The 12,440-nt window shown below is 72.3% G+C and carries 14 protein-coding genes; 5 read left to right on the top strand and 9 right to left on the bottom strand.

Going from position 1 to position 12,440, the window contains the following annotated elements; all coding sequences use genetic code 11:
• Positions 1–185: 185 nt before the first annotated feature.
• Positions 186–938, bottom strand: a complete 753-nt coding sequence (locus tag G011_RS0128620) for a thioesterase II family protein (RefSeq protein ID WP_019611473.1) — start codon at positions 936–938, stop codon at positions 186–188.
• A gap of 265 nt (positions 939–1,203) precedes the next feature.
• Between G011_RS0128620 and G011_RS0128615 the strand changes: the two genes are divergently transcribed.
• Complete coding sequence (locus G011_RS0128615; RefSeq protein WP_019611472.1) at positions 1,204–2,421, top strand: MFS transporter; 1,218 nt, start codon at positions 1,204–1,206, stop codon at positions 2,419–2,421.
• 84 nt (positions 2,422–2,505) lie between these two features.
• Here G011_RS0128615 and G011_RS0128610 read toward each other — a convergent pair whose 3' ends face one another.
• Positions 2,506–2,799 carry a hypothetical protein gene (locus tag G011_RS0128610; RefSeq protein ID WP_019611471.1) on the bottom strand — a complete coding sequence of 98 codons (294 nt, stop codon included), beginning with the start codon at positions 2,797–2,799 and terminating at the stop codon, positions 2,506–2,508.
• A 58-nt stretch (positions 2,800–2,857) separates the two neighbouring features.
• On the opposite strand from G011_RS0128610, the gene G011_RS0128605 reads away from it, so the two are divergent.
• Positions 2,858–3,493: a hypothetical protein gene (locus G011_RS0128605; protein WP_019611470.1), complete on the top strand. Its 636-nt coding sequence runs from the start codon at positions 2,858–2,860 to the stop codon at positions 3,491–3,493.
• Positions 3,494–3,538: 45 nt separating this feature from the next.
• On the opposite strand, the gene G011_RS0128600 is transcribed toward G011_RS0128605, so the two are convergent.
• The 5 genes from G011_RS0128600 to G011_RS0128580 all read right to left on the bottom strand — a co-directional run bounded on the left by G011_RS0128600 (position 3,539) and on the right by G011_RS0128580 (position 8,805).
• Complete coding sequence (locus G011_RS0128600; RefSeq protein WP_013153329.1) at positions 3,539–3,856, bottom strand: L-rhamnose mutarotase; 318 nt, start codon at positions 3,854–3,856, stop codon at positions 3,539–3,541.
• 249 nt (positions 3,857–4,105) lie between these two features.
• The gene (rhaS, locus tag G011_RS0128595; RefSeq protein ID WP_019611469.1) at positions 4,106–5,173 is read right to left on the bottom strand and encodes a rhamnose ABC transporter substrate-binding protein; all 1,068 of its coding nucleotides are present in this window, start codon (positions 5,171–5,173) and stop codon (positions 4,106–4,108) included.
• Positions 5,170–6,291 (bottom strand): ABC transporter permease, encoded by a 1,122-nt coding sequence (locus G011_RS0128590; RefSeq protein ID WP_019611468.1) that lies wholly within the window; start codon positions 6,289–6,291, stop codon positions 5,170–5,172. Before G011_RS0128590 ends, rhaS begins: the two co-directional genes overlap by 4 nt.
• Positions 6,275–7,291 carry an ABC transporter permease gene (locus G011_RS0128585; protein WP_019611467.1) on the bottom strand — a complete coding sequence of 339 codons (1,017 nt, stop codon included), beginning with the start codon at positions 7,289–7,291 and terminating at the stop codon, positions 6,275–6,277. The genes G011_RS0128590 and G011_RS0128585 overlap by 17 nt, the downstream gene beginning before the upstream one ends.
• On the bottom strand, positions 7,288–8,805 hold the full coding sequence (locus tag G011_RS0128580) for a sugar ABC transporter ATP-binding protein (RefSeq protein WP_019611466.1): 1,518 nt from the start codon (positions 8,803–8,805) through the stop codon (positions 7,288–7,290). Before G011_RS0128580 ends, G011_RS0128585 begins: the two co-directional genes overlap by 4 nt.
• 280 nt (positions 8,806–9,085) lie before the next feature.
• Between G011_RS0128580 and G011_RS0128575 the strand changes: the two genes are divergently transcribed.
• The 3 genes from G011_RS0128575 (at position 9,086) to G011_RS0128565 (ending at position 11,263) form a co-directional block, all read left to right on the top strand.
• A complete protein-coding gene (locus tag G011_RS0128575; protein WP_019611465.1) occupies positions 9,086–10,135 on the top strand; it encodes a LacI family DNA-binding transcriptional regulator in 1,050 nt (349 codons plus the stop codon).
• Between the two features lie 108 nt (positions 10,136–10,243).
• On the top strand, positions 10,244–10,831 hold the full coding sequence (locus G011_RS0128570; protein WP_019611464.1) for a hypothetical protein: 588 nt from the start codon (positions 10,244–10,246) through the stop codon (positions 10,829–10,831).
• A gap of 102 nt (positions 10,832–10,933) precedes the next feature.
• Positions 10,934–11,263, top strand: coding sequence for a DUF3140 domain-containing protein (locus G011_RS0128565; RefSeq protein WP_019611463.1), 330 nt, complete (start codon positions 10,934–10,936; stop codon positions 11,261–11,263).
• Between the two features lie 107 nt (positions 11,264–11,370).
• On the opposite strand, the gene G011_RS30810 is transcribed toward G011_RS0128565, so the two are convergent.
• Together G011_RS30810 and G011_RS0128555 are read right to left on the bottom strand one after the other, a co-directional pair.
• Positions 11,371–11,547, bottom strand: a complete 177-nt coding sequence (locus G011_RS30810) for a DUF397 domain-containing protein (protein ID WP_064972209.1) — start codon at positions 11,545–11,547, stop codon at positions 11,371–11,373.
• Positions 11,544–12,071 carry a DUF5753 domain-containing protein gene (locus G011_RS0128555; protein ID WP_231391621.1) on the bottom strand — a complete coding sequence of 176 codons (528 nt, stop codon included), beginning with the start codon at positions 12,069–12,071 and terminating at the stop codon, positions 11,544–11,546. Before G011_RS0128555 ends, G011_RS30810 begins: the two co-directional genes overlap by 4 nt.
• Between the last annotated feature and the right edge of the window lie 369 nt (positions 12,072–12,440).

The raw sequence follows: 12,440 nt of genomic DNA, 5'->3' as shown, positions 1-12,440 counted from the left end.
GGGCTCGGGAACGGGCGGCGATGACGGCCGTGCGTGGGACGCGCGGTCGGGTCGGGCTGACGACGGACGGTCCGGTCGCACGCCATGCGGCCCCGGTTCGCCTTGTCCGGGCCCGGAGGGACACCGGGAGAGCCAGTGCCCGCCGAGTCTTTCGACTCCCCGACCGCCACGGGGGGACCTCGGGCTCACTGGGGCAGGGCGGCCTGGACGTCCTTGACGATCCGGGCGACCACGTCGCCGGTCCGGCCGACGAAGTAGAAGTGCTCGCCGGGCAGGATGTGGCGCTCCACCGGCCCCGAGGCGCGGTCGTCCCAGGCGGTGAGGCGCTCGGGGGTGACGCCGAGGTCGTCCCGGCCGCCGAAGACCGACAGCGGCGTCCGCAGCGGCGGGGCGTCCGGGTCCGGGCGCCAGGTGTCGACGAGTTCGAGGTCGGCGCGGATCAGCGGCTCCACGAGCTTCCACTGCTCGGGGTCGTCCAGGGAACCGACGGCGGTCCCGCCCATGCGGGCGATGCTCCGACGCAGCCGCTCGGAGGACAGCAGGTGCCGGGGATCGTCGTGCTCGGGCCCCGGGGCCGGGCTCCACGCCGACACCCCGAGCCAGGCGGGTTCGGCGGGGCCGTCGGCGGCCAGCAGGCCGGTCAGTTCGTGCGCCAGGAGCGCGCCCATGCTGTGGCCGAAGAACCCGAAGGGGCGGTCCAGTTCGGGGGCCAGGTGCGCGCGCAGGTGGCGGGCGAGTTCTCCGGCGTCGCGGAAGGGCTCCTCCGCCGCCGTCCGGCCGCGTCCGGGCGCCTCCACCAGGCACACCTCCCAGTCGGCCGGGAAGTGGCGCACCCAGGGCCGGTAGCCCAGGGAGGACCCGCCCGCGTGGTGCAGCAGGAAGATCCGGAAGCCTGCCCGGGGAACGGGTCGGGGCCGGATGAGGACGCCCTCGTGCACTGCCTGTTTCCTCGCTGTCCGTGTCCGGGTGCGGCCGTACGGCCACCGCAACAGAGCAAAACTACCAGTCGGTAGTACCAGCCGGTAACAACAGGCGCGTTCCGGGTGAACGCGCCCCGAGCTGGAACACGACCCGCTACCCGTGGAACGCACCGGAACACCTGGCCCCGCCGGGGAACCGCTTCCGCCCCGCGGAGGCCGGAAAAACCACTCGCCGGGCCTCGGGGGCCACCGGCACACTGGGGGCTTGCCCGAGGAGGCCCCGATGAGTGCGCGTGCGCTGCCCCCGACCCTGCGCCACCGGGGGTTCCGCCTCCTCCTCGCGGGCAGGGGCGCCGACGAACTCGGCTCGGCGATGCTGCCCGTGGCCGTGGTCGGCCTGGTGCTGGCCGGACACGGACCGCTGCTCCTGGGCCTGGTCCTGGGCGCGCGCGGTGCGGCGGGATCCCTGTGCACCCTGTTGTCGGGCGCCCTGGTGAGCCGGGTCCGCAAGTCCACCGCCCTGGCCGCGGGCGACCTGGCCCAGTGCGCGGTCATGCTCGGCTTCGCCCTGGGCCCCGACTCCGCCGCCTGGTTCGTGTGCCTGGCCGCGGCCAGCGGCGCGGCCGGTTCGGTGAGCAAACCCGCCGCCGGGTCGATCGTGCCGCTGCTGGTCCCCGGCGACCGGCTGCGGGAGGCCAACGCCCTGCGCAACGTCGTGGGACGCGGCTTGGGCGTGACCGGCCCCGCCGTGGCCGGAGTGCTGCTCGCCGCCCTGGAGGCGCGGGCGGTGTTCGCGCTGGTCGCCGCCGCCTTCGCGGTGGGCGGCGCCGTCCTGCTGCTGGTGCGCGAGGCGGCGCCGTCCGCCGAGCGCTCCGGGGCCACGATGGGCGCGAACTTCCGGGCGGGGCTGCGCGAGGTGGTGCGGCGGCCCTGGGTGGTGGCTATCATCGCGGTCGCCACCGTGCAGGCGCCGACCACCCTCGCACCCGGGTTCGCCCTGCTGCCGATCGTGGTCGCCGACTCCTACGCCGAGCCCGTCTACGGGCTGGCGCTGTCGTGCCTGTCGGCGGGCCAGCTCCTGGGCGGGGTCGTCGCCGCACGCTGGAACCCGGCGCGCCCCGGCCTGGTCTCCCTGGCGGGCGTACTCGTCTACCCGCTGGTTCTGCTGTGCCTGGCCGCGACCGTGCCCGCCTGGCTGCTGCTGACCGGCTACGCCGCCACCGGCACGGGCTTCATGCTCCTGGGCGTGTACTGGTACACCGCCCTGCAACGGGCGATCCCCCAGGACCTGCTCAGCGTGGTGATCAGCATCGACGAGGTGGGCAGCTTCGCGCTGGAACCGGTCGGGTACGCGCTGGCCGGGGCCCTGGCCGAAACCGTGGGGCCGCGCCCCGTGCTGGTCGGCGCGGCCGTGGCCGGGCTGGTGACCACGCTCGTGCCGCTGGCCGTTCCCGGCGTCTCCCGCCTGGCCGATCCGGACCGACCGGCCGCCGCGCTCTGACACCACACGGGACACACCGGCCACACGCTTTCCCAGCCCGCCGCAGGGGGAGGCTCGACGCCGGTCCTCCCCCGCCGGGCCGCCTCAGACCGAGCGGTCGACGCGGCCCCTCAGCAGCCCCAGGGCAGCCGCCGCGGAACGCCGCACCCCCGCCGCCAGCCCGGTCAGCCGACGGCGCCACACGGGCACCCCGAGGTCCTCCCCCGGTTCCACGGCGGTTCCGGTCGTCCCGGCCGCACCGTCCGTCCCGGCGGCCTCGGCCTGTGCGGCGCGCTCGCGCAACCGGTCCCTGACCTGTTCGGGGGTGTAGGCACGGCGCTGCCGCTGGTCCCGCGCGATCACCGCGCCGGTCGCCGCGACGCCCACGAAAGCGGCCACTCCAAGGGCCTTCCACCAACGCATGTTCCCTAGGCTAGTGGGTGTGGCAGACACGAGCATGTCCCTGAACGAGGCGCTGGAGCTCACCCGGACCGGTGACGTCTGGGTCTTCCGCGGCACGAGCGCGGCCGACCGCGCCATCCAGATCACCACCAACAGCCCGGTCAACCACGTCGGCATGTCCATCGTGGTCGAGGACCTGCCGCCGCTGATGTGGCACGCCGAACTCGGCCGGTCCCTGCCCGACATGTGGACCGGCAGGCACCAGCGCGGCGTACAGCTGCACGACCTGCGCGACGCCGTCCTGGTGTGGGGCCGCAAGTACGGCCAGCGCGGCTGGCTGCGCCAGCTCGACCCCCTGGCGGACGGCGCGATGGAGGACGCCGCCCTGCGCACGGTCGCCCGGCTCAACGGCACCCCCTTCCCCTCCACCACCCAGATGGCCGCCCGCTGGGCGCGCGGGCGCCTGCCGCTGCGCAAGCTCCCCTTCGGGCGGGGCGCGCGCGAGCGCGCGCTGGAGACGGCCTACTGCGCCGAGGTGATCGCCCTGACCTACGAGGCCATGGGCCTGCTGCCCTCTGGGCGCCTGCCCGGGTACTACGACCCGGGGCGGTTCTGGAGCGGCGACGACCTGGAGCTGGAGGGCGGCGCGTCGCTGGGCGGGGAGATCCGCGTGGACCTGCCCGCCGAGTGACCCCGAACGCCCGGAGGGAGGGGTCCGGCGCCGGGCCCCTCCCCGTCAGGCGAGGTGGAAGACCTCGGTCAGCGGCACCATGCCCTCGTCGGGACGGCCGGGCAGGCCCTCGAAGAACGGCGCCATCTCGGCCTGCCAGCGGGCGTTGACGTCGGTCTCGGCCATCGCGGCGCGGGCGGCCTCGAAGTCCTCGGTCTCCAGGTAGCCGACGACCATGCCCTCCTCCGTGCAGAACAGCGAGTAGTTGTGCCAGCCGGTGGCGCTGAGGGCCTCGCGCATCTCCGGCCACACCTCGGCGTGCCGTTCCCGGTACTCGGCGAGGCGTTCCCGGCGGACCTTGAGGATGAAGCAGACGCGCTGCACGGACGTCCTTCCTGTGGGACGGATACGGATGAGGCGCAACAGACCATGACGGTTCTGCACGAAGTGGTACGGATTGCGGCACGTCGGGCCGGTCGGAGCCGCCCGGGCCCGGTTTGCGTGCGCCGGTCGCCCCCGAAGCGGCTCCGCTCCCGCGGGAACGGCTCCAGTACCGGGGAGCGCGCCCGACCGCGGAGGACTCCCCGTGTCCGGGGTGCCGCCCCCCCGGGGGGCGGCACCCCGGGGACGGGCTCAGAAGTCGAAGTCGTCCACGTTCTCGGCGTCGAAGACCTGCGGCGGGCCGAGCACGATCTCCCCCTCGGTCTCGAAGGTGAACTCGCCCAGGCGTCCGGCCGTGAAGGTCTCGCCCTCGGCGCCGGTGATCTGCCCGGCCCTGAGCGCCGCGCCGGTGTACCCGGCCAGGTAGCCCAGGTCGAGCGGGTTCCACAGGGCGAACCGCCCCACGGTGCCGTCGTGCACGAACTCGCGCATCTGGTTGGGAGTGCCCAGACCGGTGACGGCCACCTCTCCCCGGTACTCGGAGTCGCTGACGTAGCGGGCCGCCGCGGCGATGCCGACCGTGGTCGGCGAGACCACGCCGTCCAGGTCGGGGTGGGACTGCATGAGGCCCTGCATCTCCTGGAAGGACTCCAGGTCGTCGTCGTTGCCGTAGACGGTCTCGACCAGCTCCAGGTCGGCGTACTCCTCCTCGGCCAGCACCTCCTCCATCGCCGCGATCCAGGCGTTCTGGTTGGTGGCGTTGGGGGTGGCCGACAGCACCGCGAAGGTGCCCTCGCCGCCCAGGTCCTCGGCGATCATCTCGACCAGGGTGCGGCCGATGAGCTCGGTGGAGGACTGGTTGACGAACACGTCGGTGCAGTTGGCGTCGGAGTCGTAGCCGACGATGGCCGCGCCGTTGTCGCGGGCCTCGTTGAGCGCGGGGCAGACCGCGTCGGGGTCGTTGGCGGCGATCACGATGACGTCGCTGCCCGCCTGGCTGGCCGCGTTGACGTACTCCACCTGGGAGTCGGCCGTGGCCTCGGTGCCGCCGCGCTCGGTGGCCGTTCCGCCGACCTCCTCGACGGCCTCGGTGCCGCCCTGGTTGACGATCTCGAAGAAGGGGTTGTTGAGCTGCTTGGGCAGGAAGTCGATCTTCAGGCCCTCGGGGATCTGCGCGTCCGGGTCGGCGGTGCCGGTCGGCCCGGTCTCGTTCTCCTCCTGGGCGTCCTCGATGGTGGTGCCCCCGCCGCAGGCGGCGGTCATCAGCACCGCGAACGCGGACGCGGCCAGGAGCAGGTGGCGTGGGCGGCCCTGGGTCATGAGTGTTCTCCCTTGGTGGGGGCGGACGCGGCGGACGGTGCCGCGGCCGGGGGTGAGGAGGGGCTGGGTCCGGACGCGCGTCCGGCGCGCAGCCGGGCCACGAGGTTGGGGGTGACGACGGAGGCGATGAGGATGAGGCCGGTGACGATCTGGAGGACCTCGCTGCTGATGCCGAACAGCTGGAGGGCGTTGCGGATGGCGCCCAGCAGCACGACGCCGCTCAGCACGCCCAGGATCGAGCCGACCCCGCCGAAGATGGACACCCCGCCGAGCAGGACGGCGGCCACGACCTGGAGTTCCAGGCCGAAGGCGGTGTCGGCGCGGGAGGTGCCGTACTGCAGGGTCCAGAAGACCCCGGCCCCGGAGGCCACCGCGCCGCTGAGCGTGAACAGCCAGAACTTGGTCCAGCGCACCGGTACCCCGGTGAAGCGGGCGGCCTCGTCGTTGTTGCCGATGTCGAACAGCGAGCGGCCGACGGCGGTGGCGTGCAGCAGCACCCCGAACAGTACGGCCAGGGCCAGGATCGCCACGGCGATCCACGGCAGGCCCTCCACGCCCAGGAAGGGCGCCCGGGCGCCGCTGACCCAGCTCTGGGGGTAGCTGGCCACGGCGCGGTCGCCGAGCAGCACGTAGGCCAGCCCCCGGTACAGGGCCATGGTGCCGATGGTCACGGCCAGGGACGGCAGCCCGCACACGGTGACCAGGAACCCGTTGAGGGCGCCCAGCAGCGCGCCCACGGCCAGACAGATCCACAGGGCCGTCTCGATGGCGACCCCGGCCTCCCACAGCACGCCCAGGGTGGCGCTGGTCAGCGCCAGGGTGCTGGCCACCGACAGGTCGATCTCGCCGGTGATGACGATGAGCGTCATCGGCAGGGCCATCAGGGCGATGGCTGCCACGCTCAGCACCAGGAAGTCGATGTTGCGCGCGGTGGCGAACATGTCCACGAACAGCCCGGCGGCCACCAGGGTGACCACGAGCGCGCCCACCACGGGCGCCTCGCGGGCCGAGAGCAGCGACCGGATCCGGCCGGGGCCGCCGGGGCCCCGCGCCGGGGCGCCCCCGGGAGCCCGGTCGGGGGCGGGGGCGGTGACGGTGCGTTCAGGCGCCACGGGCACCTCCTCCTCGAAGCCTGCGCGCGGTACGCACCGCGAGCAGCCGGTCCAGGCCGATGGCGGCCAGGATGAGCGCGCCCACCACCGCCTGGTGCCAGAACTGGTTGACCTGCCAGATGGGCAGGGCGGCGGTGATGGTGGTGAGCAGGACGGCGCCGAGTGCGGCGCCGTAGACGGTGCCCACGCCTCCCGCGATGGCCACGCCGCCGACCACGGCCGCGGCGACGACCTGGAGTTCCATGCCGGTGCCCACGGTGGAGTCGACGGTGCCGTAGCGGGCGGCGAAGAGCACCCCGGCCAGCCCGGCCAGGGCGCCGTTGGCGGCGAAGGCCCAGGTGACGCGGCGCGCGGCGGGGATGCCGGAGAGCCGGGCGGCGTCGGCGTCGGAGCCGATGGCGTACAGCTCGCGGCCCGAGCGGTAGCTGGCGAGGTAGAAGCCCACGACGGCGACCACGACGATGGCGACCGCGGCGGGCAGGGGCACGCCCAGGACGCTGAAGCGGCCCAGGAGCAGGAAGGAGTCGGGCATGTCGTGGGCGTTGACCTGCCCGCCCCCGGCCCACCAGTGGTTGAGGCCGCGGTAGGCGTACAGGGTGCCCAGGGTGACGACCAGGGCGGGCACCTGCACGGTGGTGACGAGCAGGCCGTTGAGCAGTCCCGCGACCAGGCCGATGCCGACTCCTGCGAGCATCGCGACGGGCACGGGCAGGCCGGGGAAGGTCACGAACAGCAGGCCGGTGCCGAAGGCCGACAGGCCCATGACCGAGCCGACCGAGAGGTCGACGTTCCTGGTGATCAGGACCAGGGCCTGGCCGACGGCGAGGACGGACAGGACGGTGGCGCCCAGGAACAGGTCGCGCACGCCCTGGCTGGACAGGAAACCGGGGTTGTACAGCCAGGTGGCGGCCACGAGGATCACCACGGCCAGGAGCACGCCGAGTTCGCGGAACTGGAGCCTGCGGCGCGCGGTGGGAGCGGGGGCGGTGCTGACCGTGTTCGTCATGCGGCCTCGCTCGGTCGCTGTCCGGTGGCCGCGTACATGACCGACTCCTCGTCGGCCTCCGCGCGGTCCAGGTGGGCGGTGATCCGGCCCTCGTGCATGACCAGGACCCGGTCGGCCATGCCCAGGACCTCGGGGAGTTCGCTGGAGACCATGACGATGGCCAGCCCCCGGCCCGCGAGGGCGGACAGCAGGCGGTGGACCTCGGCCTTGGTGCCCACGTCGATGCCGCGTGTGGGCTCGTCCACGAAGAGCACGCGGGGTTCGGTGGACAGCCACTTGGCCAGGACGACCTTCTGCTGGTTGCCGCCGGAGAGGGTGGAGACGGGGTCGGTGAGGCGGCCGAACCTCAGGTTCAGGCGCTCGCCCCACTCGCGGGCGGAGTCGCGTTCGGCTCGTGGGCGCAGCAGGCCCAGGCGGCTGAGCGCTCGGCGGCGGGTGGCGGTGGCGTTGCGCTCGATGGAGGACTCCATGACCAGGCCCTGCTGGCGGCGGTCCTCGGGGACCAGGGCCAGCCCGGCGGCCATGGCGGCCCGGGGCCGTCCCGGCGCCAGCGGCCTGCCCTCCACCCGCACGGTGCCCGCGTCGTAGCGGTCCACGCCGAACACGGCGCGGACGACCTCGCTGCGTCCGGCGCCGACCAGCCCGGCCAGGGCGACGATCTCCCCGGCGCGCACCGAGAAGGACACGTCGGCGAACACGCCGTGGCGGGTCAGGCCCTCGACCTCCAGCAGGACCTCGCCGCGCTCGGCCTCCTCCTTGGGGTAGAGGCTGCTGACCTCGCGGCCGACCATGCGGCGCACGACCGTGTCCACGTCCAGGTCGCCGGTGGGGTCGCAGGAGACGAACGCGCCGTCGCGGACCACGGTGACGCGGTCGCACAGGGCGAAGACCTCGTCGAAGCGGTGGGAGATGAACAGCAGCGCCGCGCCGGAGTCGCGCAGGGTGCGGGCGACGGTGAACAGGCGTTCGGCCTCCACCCCGGACAGGGCGGCGGTGGGCTCGTCCATGACCAGGACCCGTGCCTGGCGGGTGAGGGCCTTGGCGATCTCCACGAGCTGCTGGTCGGCGATGGACAGCCCCCGTGCGGGGCGGTCGGGGTCCATGTCCACGCCCAGGCGCGCGAAGACCTCCCGGGTGTCGCGGCGCATGCGGCCGCGGTCGATGGTGCGCAGGCGGGTGCGGGGCTGGCGGCCGACGAAGATGTTCTCGGCCACCGACAGGTCGGGGAACAGCGTGGGTTCCTGGTAGATGACCGCGACCCCGGCGCGCTGGGCGTCCACGGGCGCGGCGAACTCCGCTGGGCGGCCGTCCACGAGCACCTGCCCGCCGTCCGGCCGGTGCACCCCCGCGATGGTCTTGACCAGGGTGGACTTGCCCGCCCCGTTCTCGCCCACCAGTGCGTGGATCTCTCCGGAGCGCAGTTCCAGGGACAGCCCCCGCAGGGCCCGGACGCTTCCGAAGGACTTGGTGACGTCGACCAGGGCGAGCGGTGGGGGGACCTCTGCTGGGTCCACGTGCGCCCTCCTTCTCCGTGCCGTGTCCGGCGTGGCGACCCCGAACATGGCAAAAACGTTTTAATATGAAGTGGATGTTAAGTGCCCCACATCACACCGTCAAGAGGATCACCCGAGAATTCGCAGGTCTCGCCCCGATAACGCCCCCCTTCAGGTAAGCCCTTTCCAGCACGCCACGAGCCCCAGAACACCTCGCGGCGGACAACGGATTGACACGTTTCAATCAGCGTGTGAGTACGATGCTTCGCATCGCCCTCCGCACACGCACGGGAGAAGCCCCTTGTCCACCAGGTCCCCCAACGCACGCCGCGGCGTGGGTATCACCGAGGTCGCCCGGCGCGCCGGGGTCTCGCCCGGAACCGTGTCCAACGTGCTCAACCGCCCCGAGCGCGTCGCCGAGGCCACCCGCCTGCGGGTCGAGGCGGCCATCACCGAGCTCGACTACGTGCGCAACTCCTCCGGCAGCAGCCTGCGCTCGGGCCGCAGCGAGTCCGTGGGGCTGCTCGTGCTGGACGTGACCAACCCGTTCTTCACCGAGGTCGCCCGGGGCGTGGAGGACGAGGCGGCCGGGTCCGGGCTCGCCGTGGTGCTGCTCAACTCCGCCGAGAAGCGCGAGCGCCAACAGCGCAACGTGCGCCTGCTGGCCGAGCAGCGCGCGGCCGGGGCCGTGGTGATGCCGGTGGACGACGACCTGTCGGACCTGCTGTGGCTGAGCCGCCAGGGGACCTTCTGGGTGGCCCTGGACCGGGGCGACGTCGCCGAGGACGTGGGGTGCAGCGTCAGCGTGGACAACCACGCGGGCGGGATGGCGGCCGGGAGGCACCTCATCGGGCTGGGACACGAGACTGTGACCTTCCTGACCGGGCCGTTCGCCATCGAACAGGTCAGGCGCAGGCACGAGGGGCTGCGCGACGCCTTCACCGAGGCCGGGTTGGACCCGGACTCCTGCGTGCGGGTGATCGAGCAGCCGCTGCTCAACCCCGAGCAGGGCGAGCGTGCGGTGGACGCGATCCTGGGCGGGGGGCCGCGGCAGCGGCCGCGGGCGGTGTTCTGCGCCAACGACCAGCTCGCGCTCGGCGTGATGAAGGGCCTGGGCCAGCGGGGCCTGCGGGTGCCCGAGGACATGTCGGTGGTGGGCTACGACAACGTGGACTTCGCCGACCTGGTGCACCCGGGGCTGACCACGGTGGCCCAGCCCAAGTACGAACTGGGTCGGGCGGCGATGCGGCTGCTGGAGTCGGAGCTGAACCACGGCGAGCACGTCCACGAGCGGGTGCTGTTCACCCCGGAGCTGGTGGTGCGGGGTTCGACGGCGGTGTACCGGGACTGACCCGTGTTCCCGCGGTCCTGGGTTCCCCGTGCTTGCGGCCGTGGGAAAGGCCGAGCAAAAGCCCTGCTCGGGGTTGTAGCGGTCCGGCGGGAGGGGTAGTCGGCCCACATGGGCAAGGGCAAGGACGCGGACGACTACCGCAGGGACTACACCGACCCGAAGTTACGGGAGAGGCTCAAGGAGCGGATCAAGGCCTCGGACAAGGGCGGGGCCGCCGGGAAGTGGTCGGCGCGCAAGAGCCAGCTGCTCACCCAGGAGTACGAACGCGAGGGCGGCGGCTACCGGCACCCGGACCGCAGGAGCGGCGAACAGCGCGACCTTCGGAAGTGGACCGAGGAGGAGTGGCAGACGGCCTCCGGCGACGCGCGGGCGCGCGACAGCGGTTCCGAGGAATCCGGGGGTACCGACCGCTACCTTCCGCGCCACGCCTGGGAGCAGCTCAGCCCGCGGGAGCGACGGCAGGCGCAGCGCACCAAGCGCCGGGACGACAGGCGGGGAGAGGGACGTTCGCCGAACCCCCCGGCCGCGAAGTCGGCCCGCAGGTCCGTCGAACTGGACCGGCTGCCCGCCGCCGAGGCCGCCAAGAAGGCGCGGGGGATGTCCTCGAAGCAGGCCCGCAGCGCCGCCGAGCACGAGCGCGGGCACAAGGCCCGCAAGACCGTGTTGCGCGTGCTCGACAGGCGCGCCGAGGGCTGACCGCGCAGGCACGGGCGGCAGGCCCAGGCGGAGACGCAGGCGGAGGCACAGCAGCACCGGGGGCTGGCCGGGGGACGGACAACGAGGAGACGGGGCGGGGACATGGACGAGAAGCGGCGGCGGCAGGTCAGGCAGGAGTTCGGCGAGGCGGTCAACATGACGCCCAAGGAACTGGAGCGGTGGCTGGAGACCGACGAGTCGAAGTCCGTGGGCGAGGGCGACGGGGAGTCCAAGGGCCACCGCTCGGGGCGGCGGATCGTGGACATCCTGCACGCTTCGCAGGGTGATCTGAAGGAGGAGGACTACGAGCACATGCGCAAGGTCACCGGTTACGTGCACCGGCACCTGGCGCAGAAGCCGTCCGGGGACCCGAGCGAGACCCCGTGGCGGTACTCGCTGATGAACTGGGGGCACGATCCGCTCAAGGGCTGACGCGCCGCGCTGAGTGGCCTGTAGGTGCGAGGCCCCCGTTCCAGGAGGCGGAACGGGGGTCTTGCCGTCTCGGGGGGAGAGCGCCGGGAACGCCGGGAACGCTGTCGCTAGCGGGGGGACGAAGCCAGCAGGGAGAGGAGGGAGGTCCACTCGCGGCGGTCGAAGCTGAGGTGGCCCAGCTCCCGGTTCTGGGTGTCCCTCACGTCAGCGCCTGACACGCACTCACGGGCCTCCACGCAAGACTCAGCACCTGATGAATACGAGCTCTTGTGCCAGACGTTCACAGCAGCTTCTCCAGAACCTCTCGTGACTGCGCAGCGGGAAGAGCACTGCCCAGCGCGCGCTTGACCAGGCCATGGAGTCGGTCATACCCGGTCGTTTCCTCGTAGAAGACGTTACCGCGAACATGATCCGCACTCGCAGCCTTCCCTCCGCCTCGAAGATGGAACATCAGGAGCATGCTGGTCACTCCGACGAGGATGGAACCTTCAGGGATCAGGTGAACCATCACCTTCCCACTGCTGGAGACGGACAGAAGGCGTGCAACCTGTTCCTTGCGGACATCCTCCGGGACGCACGTCAAAGCCGAAGTCGGGAACACGGCAATCACGTTCGGATCGTTCTTACTACTCAGGTACTGATAGCGCGCGGAACGGAGCGCGATGAGGCGATCGATCTCCTTGGGGGAACCGGGGTGGAGCCCTTCGCGCATGACGAGCCGAAGGTACTGAGGAGACTGGAGCAACCCAGGTACCACATGCGGAGATATCAGCTCTATCGTCTCCGCTGCTTCCTCAAGGCGGCTCATGTCGCGCATCCAAGGGGGAAGGCCTCCGGCCGTCGCGAACTCCCATTCCCTTACCAGGCGGCCATTCACACCTGATATGTGGGGTCTTTGTGTCAAGAGAGCAGCGTTGACCTGCGGTGATGCGTAGGGTCTCACCACCGCGGGTTTCCCGCCACCACATGCAACAGGTACTGCGTGAAGACCGGTGGGAGCACACCGCGTGGCTCGCGTGTCGTGCACGACGCGTGGTCAGACTGATATGCGCGGGTTGGCTACCGCAGGACGGACTGTTCGGCGGGAACGAGGCCGCGGCTCTAGAGATCGAGCGTGGCCCGGAAAAACAACCCCGGGCTGCTCATAGGTGTATCGCGGATCGTTCCTCACGCGGTG

Origin of the sequence: Nocardiopsis sp. CNS-639 (genome assembly GCF_000381685.1) — a bacterium.
Classification (GTDB): Bacteria; Actinomycetota; Actinomycetes; order Streptosporangiales; family Streptosporangiaceae; genus Nocardiopsis; species Nocardiopsis dassonvillei.
The sequence above is the reverse complement of the archived record's forward strand: the minus strand, read 5'-3'. Positions and strand labels throughout refer to the sequence as shown.